Annotated in this window: 8 protein-coding genes and 1 pseudogene; 4 read left to right on the plus strand and 5 right to left on the minus strand. The window is 61.8% G+C overall.

Translation table 11 applies throughout. The annotated features are described in order from the left end of the window. The coding region (gene gloB, locus EN939_RS13220) for a hydroxyacylglutathione hydrolase (RefSeq protein WP_127268370.1) at window positions 1–519 on the minus strand (519 nt) is incomplete at its 3' end. Between the two features lie 137 nt (window positions 520–656). On the opposite strand from gloB, the gene EN939_RS13225 reads away from it, so the two are divergent. The 3 genes from EN939_RS13225 to EN939_RS13235 all read left to right on the plus strand — a co-directional run bounded on the left by EN939_RS13225 (window position 657) and on the right by EN939_RS13235 (window position 4,287). Further along, window positions 657–1,439: a class I SAM-dependent methyltransferase gene (locus EN939_RS13225; RefSeq protein ID WP_127268371.1), complete on the plus strand. Its 783-nt coding sequence runs from the start codon at window positions 657–659 to the stop codon at window positions 1,437–1,439. 132 nt (window positions 1,440–1,571) lie between these two features. Then, entirely contained in the window at window positions 1,572–3,398 is a 1,827-nt protein-coding gene (locus tag EN939_RS13230) for an ABC transporter ATP-binding protein/permease (protein ID WP_127268372.1), read from the plus strand. An 85-nt stretch (window positions 3,399–3,483) separates the two neighbouring features. Continuing rightward, a complete protein-coding gene (locus tag EN939_RS13235) occupies window positions 3,484–4,287 on the plus strand; it encodes a DUF1194 domain-containing protein (RefSeq protein ID WP_127268373.1) in 804 nt (267 codons plus the stop codon). 70 nt (window positions 4,288–4,357) lie between these two features. Here EN939_RS13235 and EN939_RS13240 read toward each other — a convergent pair whose 3' ends face one another. Together EN939_RS13240 and EN939_RS13245 are read right to left on the minus strand one after the other, a co-directional pair. Continuing rightward, window positions 4,358–5,293, minus strand: coding sequence for a glycosyltransferase family 2 protein (locus tag EN939_RS13240; protein ID WP_127268374.1), 936 nt, complete (start codon window positions 5,291–5,293; stop codon window positions 4,358–4,360). A gap of 15 nt (window positions 5,294–5,308) precedes the next feature. Continuing rightward, the gene (locus EN939_RS13245) at window positions 5,309–6,265 is read right to left on the minus strand and encodes a glycosyltransferase family 2 protein (RefSeq protein ID WP_236383418.1); all 957 of its coding nucleotides are present in this window, start codon (window positions 6,263–6,265) and stop codon (window positions 5,309–5,311) included. 327 nt (window positions 6,266–6,592) lie between these two features. On the opposite strand from EN939_RS13245, the gene EN939_RS13250 reads away from it, so the two are divergent. Then, entirely contained in the window at window positions 6,593–6,913 is a 321-nt protein-coding gene (locus EN939_RS13250; protein ID WP_127268376.1) for a DUF1330 domain-containing protein, read from the plus strand. 7 nt (window positions 6,914–6,920) lie between these two features. Here the strand turns inward: EN939_RS13250 and metW are convergent, their stop codons facing one another. Both metW and metX read right to left on the minus strand, forming a co-directional pair. Next, window positions 6,921–7,538 carry a methionine biosynthesis protein MetW gene (gene metW / locus EN939_RS13255; RefSeq protein ID WP_127268377.1) on the minus strand — a complete coding sequence of 206 codons (618 nt, stop codon included), beginning with the start codon at window positions 7,536–7,538 and terminating at the stop codon, window positions 6,921–6,923. Continuing rightward, window positions 7,535–7,752, minus strand: a pseudogene (gene metX / locus EN939_RS13260) (homoserine O-acetyltransferase); the annotation flags it as partial. The pseudogene metX and the gene metW, both read right to left, overlap by 4 nt.

Raw genomic sequence — 7,752 nt, forward strand, 5'->3', positions numbered from 1 at the left:
ATATTCGTGGCCGCAATAGATGGCCGTTTCAGCCGGAAGTGCAGCCAGCTTCTTCAGCGATTCATACATCACCGGCGGCTTGCATTCGAACAGCCGTCCGCAACCCAGCGCAAACAGCGTGTCGGCGGTGAACGCCACACCCGAAACCGGCAAATAGTAGGAAACGTGGCCGGCGGTGTGGCCGGGCGTGGCGATGACTTCGATCTTTTCATCGCCAAGATGGAGAACCGAGCCGTCTTCGACGGTCTCGTCGATGCCGGGGATCTTGGCCTTTTCCGCTTCCGGGCCGACGATGCGCAGCTTGAAGCGCTCCTTCAGCGCCAGATTGGCCTCGACGTGATCCATGTGATGATGCGTGGTCAGGATCGTCGTCGGCGTCCAGCCGGTGCGCTTTATCGCTGCCAGGATAGGCGCTTCCTCGGGCGCGTCGATGATCGCGGTCTGGCCGCTTTTGGGATCATGCACCAGCACGCCGAAATTGTCGCTGCGGCACATGAACTGTTCGATTTCGACCGGCATCGCATCTCTCCGTTTATGGCCGCAGACATAGGGCGCCGGCGCGTGGATGTCATCCCGGATGTCGAATGACATCTCGGAATGTCGGGTCGTCGCGGCCTTTTGTTGAAACCCGCCGATATCACGGCTACATCCCTGCCATGCATTCCGACATCGTCGATCTTCGCTCCTTCTATTCGACAACGCTCGGCCGGTTCGCCGAGCGTTCGATCACCATGGCGTTGTCGTCGATATGGGCGGTCGTGCCCAACGAGCGGCTGGTTGGTCTGGGTTACACCTTGCCCTGGCTGGAGCGGTTCGGCACCGATGCCGAGCGGGTCTTTGCCTTCATGCCGGCAACGCAAGGCGCGGTGGTGTGGCCGGCGACAGGGCCGACGGCGACGGCACTGGTCTTCGACGAGGAACTGCCGCTGGTCGATTCCTGCATCGACCGCATGCTGCTCGTCCATTCGCTCGAACATGTCGAGAACCCGCGTGAGACGCTGAACGAGATCTGGCGCGTGCTGTCGCCGGCTGGCCGGGTGGTCATCGTCGTGCCCAACCGGCGCGGTGTCTGGGCGCGCTTCGAGCACACCCCATTCGGCAATGGCCGGCCCTTTTCGCGCGGCCAGCTCACCGAATTGCTGCGCGAGGCCAATTTTACGCCCGCCGCCTGGTCCGATGCGCTGTTCTTTCCGCCGTCGAAGCGCCGTTTCATGATGCGCTTCCACAATGTGCTGGAGCGCGCCGGCCGGCGGCTGTGGCCGATCTTTTCCGGCGTCATCGTCGTCGAGGCGCAGAAACGGCTCTATCAAGGCGTGCCCGTCGTCCAGCGCGCCTCGCGCCGCGTCTTCGTGCCGGTGCTGTCGCCGCATGGCGCCACCCGGCTTGGCCGTCGCAAAGCCGATGCCAAGCCCTCGGCTGCGCGGGTGACGGCTTCGTGATCACGGCAAACGTGCCTGACCTCGTTTCCCTGCCTATCTGTCGCAAGCGGACCGACAGCCCATCCGGCAGCCCATACAAACGCCTGTCAAGTTTCTCCATCCGGTTTCAGCACTGACGCAAGGACCTCGGCCATGGCTGATCAACCGGACAATGCCGCCGCCGTTCATCCGGTTGCCGTGGCGGTTGAAGCCAGCAGCCTGCGCGATCAGGTGGCGACGATCCGGCGGGCACTGGCGCGATCGCCGGTTCGCAAATGGTTGCTGTGGACATCGGTCGGCATCATGGCCGTGATCATCGCAACGTCGATCGGCCAGGTTCTGCTCAACCGCTGGAACCAGCCTTTCTACGATGCGCTTTCGCGCCGCGACATGGCGGCCTTCCTGCACCAGCTCCTCGTCTTCGCGATGATCGCCGGCGGGCTGCTGGTGCTCAATATCGGCCAGACCTGGCTCAACCAGATGATCAGGCTCAAACTGCGCGAGGCGCTGACGCTGGATCTGATCGATCAGTGGATGCGGCCGGCGCGCGCCTTCCGGTTGGCCAATGCCGGCGCCATCGGCGTCAATCCCGACCAGCGCATGCAGCAGGACGCCGCGCATCTGTCCGACCTGTCAACCGATCTCGGCGTCGGGCTGCTGCAGTCGTGCATTCTGCTCGTGTCCTTCGTCGGGGTGCTGTGGGAGCTGTCCTCGGGCTTCGTGTTCCACATCGGCGGGACCTCGCTGGCCATACCGGGCTACATGGTCTGGGCCGCTATCCTTTACGCCGGCATCGCCTCCTGGCTGAGCTGGCTGGTCGGGCGCCCGCTCATCCGCCTGAACAGCGACCGCTATACACGCGAAGCCGAGCTGCGCTCCTCGATGGTGCGCGTCAACGAGAACGTCGATGCCATTGCGTTGTATCACGGCGAGGCCGACGCAAGGCGGCGGCTCGAACTCGATCTCGGCACGGTGCTGGGCGCCATGCGGCGCATCTACACCGCCCAGATCAACCTGTCCTGGGTGACCGACACCTATGGCTGGATCACCGTCGTGGCGCCCATACTGGTCGCTTCGCCGGTCTATTTCTCAGGTGATATCAGCTTTGGCGGGCTGATGATGGCGGTCGGCGCCTTCAACCAGGTCCACTCTTCCTTGCGCTGGTTCATCAACAACATCGGCAGCATCGCCGATTGGCGCGCCACGCTGATGCGCGTGGCCGATTTCCGCATCGCGCTCGATGAAACCGATGCGCTGCATGACACGGAAAAGCGCATTGCCTTCGGCCAAAACGTCAATGGCAGCCTGACTTTCGAGAAGCTCGAAGTGACCTCGCCGGAGGGTTGCACCAGACTCGCCGATCCGCATGTCGAAATCCGCCCCGGCGAGCGCGTCATGATCACCGGCGACCCCGGTGCGGGCAAGACGCTGTTCTTTCGTGCCATTGCCGGCCTGTGGCCATGGGGAAGCGGCCGGATCGGCCTGCCGTCGGGAGAAACCCCCATATTCGTGCCGCGCGTGCCTTATTTTCCGGTCGGCACGTTGCGCGAAGTCCTCGATCACCCGAACGGGCCCGCGCCGGCGAACGATGCCGACATTTCGGCGGTGCTGGCCGAGGTCGGTCTGGGACGGCTATCCTCATCGCTCGACCGTGCCGGGCGTTGGGACCATGAGTTGGGCGATGACGAACAACGCTCGCTGGCCTTCGCCAGGCTCGCGTTGCGGCAGCCGAAATGGGTGATCATCGATGAGGCGCTGGATGCGTTCGACGGCCCATCGCTAAGACGCGTGCTGTCGATGCTCGAGAAGCGTTTGCCGGGGACAGCGATCCTCAACATCGGGCGCGGCCAGCACAACAACCACTTCTTCCCGCGCGCGTTGACGATCGTCAAGGATTCCGGTGCGCCAGCCCTGAAGCCCGCCCGCGTCAGGGCCGGCGCGATAGAACCGCCGCCAGTCGCCGCCCGCCGCAAGAAATGAGCTGATATCCGAGCGAGGGAAGCAGAGCTTTATTTTGCCGCGATCGCGAGGGAAGCTCTTCGGGAGAACAACCCTGGCGACGGCCATGCTTGATGCTCTTCGCCTGCTTGCCTGTCTTGCCTGCGCCCAGGCTGCCCCGATGGCCTCGCCGCCGGATGCGCTCGCCGTCGACGTCGAGCTGGTGCTGGCGGTCGACATCTCGCTGTCGATGGACGAGAAGGAGTTCGCCCTGCAGCGGGCCGGTTATGTCGAGGCGCTGCGGCATCCCGACTTCATCAAGGCTGTCCGCGCTGGCGCCACGGGCCGCATAGCGCTGACCTATTTCGAATGGGCCGGCACGGTCCGCGACGACGCGGTCATCGGCTGGCAGATCATCGATAGTGCCGAGAGCGCGAACAGCTTTGCCGACAAGGTCGCGGCTCGCCCGTTCCGCAGCTTTCGCGGCACTTCGATTTCCGGCGCGCTGGCCTTCGGCACCGAGCTTTTCGACCGCACGTCTTTCCAGGGCGAACGCAGCGTCATCGATATTTCGGGCGACGGACCGAACAATATCGGGCCGCCGGTCACCGCGACGCGTGATGCGGCGACTGCCAAAGGCATCGTCGTCAATGGCCTGCCGATCCTGATCAGCCCGTCGCCCACCTTCAGCCATCTCGACCAGTATTATGCGCAGTGCGTGATCGGCGGACCCGGTTCCTTCGTGCTGCCTATCTATGCCGCCGCCGAGTTTTCGACAGCCATCCGGCGCAAGCTGCTCCTGGAAGTGAGCGGCATTCAGGACGAGGTGAGAAGCATCCCCGTCGACGCGGCGACGCCGATAGACTGCCTACAAGGCGAACGGGACAGGCGGTTTCTATCGGATCCGTATTTTCCCGCACTTGACCGTTGAGCTCTCGACAGAGGGGTTAACGCGATCCGGAGGGAAAACCGTTCCACAATTTCCCGGAATCCCTCTCGGCTTAAGCGGGCCGGGCACCAAATTGATTGCGAAACTCGTTGGAGAGATCGCGGCGCCAGCGCCGGCCATGGACATAGCCTTGCATCAATTCCGGCAGCGAATAGCCAAGCGTTTTGGATGAACGGTTGGCCATGTAGCCCTGAAATGCCTCCGGTATCCTGCCTCGCAGGATGTCGGCGATGAGTTGCCGCGAGATCATGTAAGGCGGAATGTGCGGGTAGGCATGGGCAATATGCGGATGTTTGCCCATCAGGTTCGCATAGGCCTCGACATAGCCGTCACGGCGGCCGGAAATCGAGTTCTCCGAATTGTATTTCGTCCAGTCCAGATCCCTGGACAACTGCGCACCGAAGCGCCGCGCAAGGCGCAGCAGCAATTCGCGATCCTGCATGCGGGTGATGTCGCTGTCGTAGCCGCCGATGGCCAGCAAGGCTTCGCGGCGAGCCGTGATCGCGGAGCCGGCAATGAAGATGGTCTGCCCAACCAGCGTCCGCTCCAGCATTGCGGGGCTCACGAACGCCTCGGGGTTGACGCAGTTTGTGATGCGATTGCCTTTCAGGGACACGAACGAACTGATCAGCACTTGCAGTGCAGGATTTTCCTCGAACCAGGTCAGGGTTCGTTCAAGCCGGTGCGGCATATAGATGTCGTCGGAATCGAGGAACGTCACCAACGGTGCCCGCGCGCGCTCGATGCCGGCATTCCTGGCTGCGTTGGCGCCTCGCCATTTCGCCCCGACATAGATCAGCCGCGGGTCCTGGATGCGGGCCAGCGCCGCTTCGGTTCCATCGGTCGAACCATCGTCGACGACAATGTGCTCAAGCCTCGACATGCTCTGGGAGAGTACGCTTTCCACGGCGCGCAACACCGTTTCGCGTCGGTTGTGGGTCGGCGTAATGACCGTGATGAGAGGTGTCGGTTCGATGGTTTTGCCCATTTTGACCATAGTGCTTCAGCTATGTCCCACGTAGAGGGGCACGTTTTCAACCTCGTCCCGAACCAGCCCAAGGGCCATGGCCGCTTGTGCACAAAAAACCAGCGCGCAAAAGGCCAATCCGACGATCAGTGCAAACGGGATCTGCCATGCCGGCATTCCGAGCCGAGTTGCATGCGTCAGAATACGCCCACCCACTTTCCAGGATGTCGAAAACCAACGTCTTGTCGCCTTCAGCACTCGCGCGGCTTGGGATGGCGATGCCAGTGCCACATATTTCCGGTCCGCATCGCGCCCGGTGACCAGGGCACGCCAAAAGAAAAAGCGCCAACCGCGCGGGGGATAATGGCTGGCCCGGGCATCGACTCTGACAAAATCATGCCCGCTTGCTCGTAACTGGCTGGTGAGCAACGTGCAAGAAACCTTGAATCCATTGCTGGCCGGAAAGGGATGGCCGGCTAACCAGCTTCTGCGGAAGGCGCAATTGTTAGCGTTCATCGCGCGCTTGGAGGCAAAGCGTCGATCACCATCACGCAGCGGGAAGAACCACAGAAGCGCAAAGGTCCGCGACGCGAAATCGTCACAGCCGAGATAGGTGTAACCGTTCACGGCGATCGTCTTCGGATCCTGGAGCGGTTTGAGAAGTGCCGACAGCCAGCCGTCTTCGATCACTGTATCGGAATCGCAGAAAATGACGATGTCGCCCTTGGCCAACGCGGCGCCTGCGTTCTTGACCTCATAGTACCGGCCGCCTGTGCAGGCGCTGAAGATCGTGTTTGCTACCATGCCAAGTTGCGGAACAATTTCGGTGAGACGATGCCGCAGAAGCGGTGTGTCGGTATCTGGTCCGCTGTGAACGACGATGACCTCCGGTTTTATGTATTGACCGGTTGTCGTCACGGCTTCTATTTCCCGTGCCAAAGCACTGAACGAAACGCCGATCTCATCTTCATTGATGGACTTGGCGTTTTCCATTTCGACAACGATCGAATAGGTCAGGTTCCCCGCTCCGTGCTTCGCTCGGCATCGCGTCCGGCATGACGCTACGAAAAACATGCTCCCGTGTCATCATCTGGTTGCAGAGTTCAATCCGTCCGCAACCACGAATTCGCAACCTTGCGTCTCAACGGCAACACCCTGAGGGCCGGAGACTGGAAACCGCCTCAGGATCACGCAGGCCGATTCGTCACGATCGCCTCATCTCATTCTTATTACTTTTGGGGTAATCGAATTCTGTCACGACCCTTGGCAATCTGTGCCTGCGGAGCCGGCAATCGGCTTCGATTGAAAGGGAGTGCACTTATGACCGCTTACGCCGTCGCCCATATGCGCCAAGCCACGATGGGCCCGCAGATCGTCGAATACCTGCACAAGATCGATGCCACGCTGGAACCTTTCGGCGGCCGTTTTCTGGTCCATGGCGGCGATGTCGAGGTGATCGAGAACAACTGGCCGGGTCATCTGATTATCATCGAATTTCCCGACAGGCAGCATGTGCATGGCTGGTACAATTCGCCCGCCTATCAAGCGATTCTGGCGCTGCGCACGGACAATTCGGAGGCCGACGTGGTGTTTGCTGACGGCGTCGAACATCCGCACAAGGCCACGGACATCCTCGAATAGCTTGCGGCTACTGCCGTTTCAGCAAGAACACTGCCTGCTGGCCGAAGAAGTTCCAGAACCACCACGGCATCGACAGGCCGATCTTCTGGCCGTTGGCGTCGAGAGCGGTTGCCTTCTCGACTGTCGCGCCGAGCTCGTCGCACAGATTGACGAAGTCGCGGATGGTGCAGAAGTGGATGTTGGGCGTGTCGTACCAGGAATAGGGCAGGTCCTTGGTCACCGGCATGCGGCCGTTGACGAACAGTGACAGACGCACACGCCAATGGCCGAAATTGGGGAAGGAGACGATGGCGCGATTGCCGATCCTGAGCAGTTCGTCGAGCACCAGCTTCGGGTTGCGGGTGGCCTGCAGCGTCTGCGAGAGGACGACGAAGTCAAAGCCCTTATCGGGATAGAATTCGAGATCCTTGTCGGCGTCGCCTTGGATGACCGAGAGGCCGCGCGCCACGCATTCGTTGACGCCGCGCTGCGACAGCTCGAGCCCACGGCCGTCGACCTGCTTGCTGTCCTGCAGCAATTCGAGCAGCGAGCCGTCGCCCGAGCCGACATCGAGCACGCGCGACTGTGGTGGGATGAGGTTGGCGACGACTTCAAGGTCGACGCGCTGGTCGCGGTTGACGCTCATAGGCCCAGCCCTCTCGCCCTGGCGGCCGAGCCGATGAAGCCGTTGATGGCGGCAAACAGTTCCGGCTCGTCGAGCAGGAATGCGTCGTGGCCGCGGTCGGTCTCGATCTCGACGAAGGATACCGATGCTCCGGCGGCGTTGAGCGCATGCACGATCGAGAGGCTCTCCTCGGTCGGAAAAAGCCAGTCCGAGGTGAACGACACCAGGCAGAAGC

The organism is Mesorhizobium sp. M7A.F.Ca.CA.002.05.1.1 (genome assembly GCF_003998335.1).
Taxonomy (GTDB): Bacteria; Pseudomonadota; Alphaproteobacteria; order Rhizobiales; family Rhizobiaceae; genus Mesorhizobium.

Excerpts from the sequence above, each read along its gene's own strand:
- EN939_RS13235 (WP_127268373.1), top strand. The coding sequence starts at position 3,484 with ATGCTTGATGCTCTTCGCCTGCTTGCCTGTCTTGCCTGCGCCCAGGCT.
- EN939_RS13240 (WP_127268374.1), bottom strand. The coding sequence starts at position 5,293 with ATGGGCAAAACCATCGAACCGACACCTCTCATCACGGTCATTACGCCG.
- EN939_RS13250 (WP_127268376.1), top strand. The coding sequence starts at position 6,593 with ATGACCGCTTACGCCGTCGCCCATATGCGCCAAGCCACGATGGGCCCG.
- metW (WP_127268377.1), bottom strand. The coding sequence starts at position 7,538 with ATGAGCGTCAACCGCGACCAGCGCGTCGACCTTGAAGTCGTCGCCAAC.
- EN939_RS13245 (WP_236383418.1), bottom strand. The coding sequence starts at position 6,265 with ATGGAAAACGCCAAGTCCATCAATGAAGATGAGATCGGCGTTTCGTTC.
- EN939_RS13225 (WP_127268371.1), top strand. The coding sequence starts at position 657 with ATGCATTCCGACATCGTCGATCTTCGCTCCTTCTATTCGACAACGCTC.
- EN939_RS13230 (WP_127268372.1), top strand. The coding sequence starts at position 1,572 with ATGGCTGATCAACCGGACAATGCCGCCGCCGTTCATCCGGTTGCCGTG.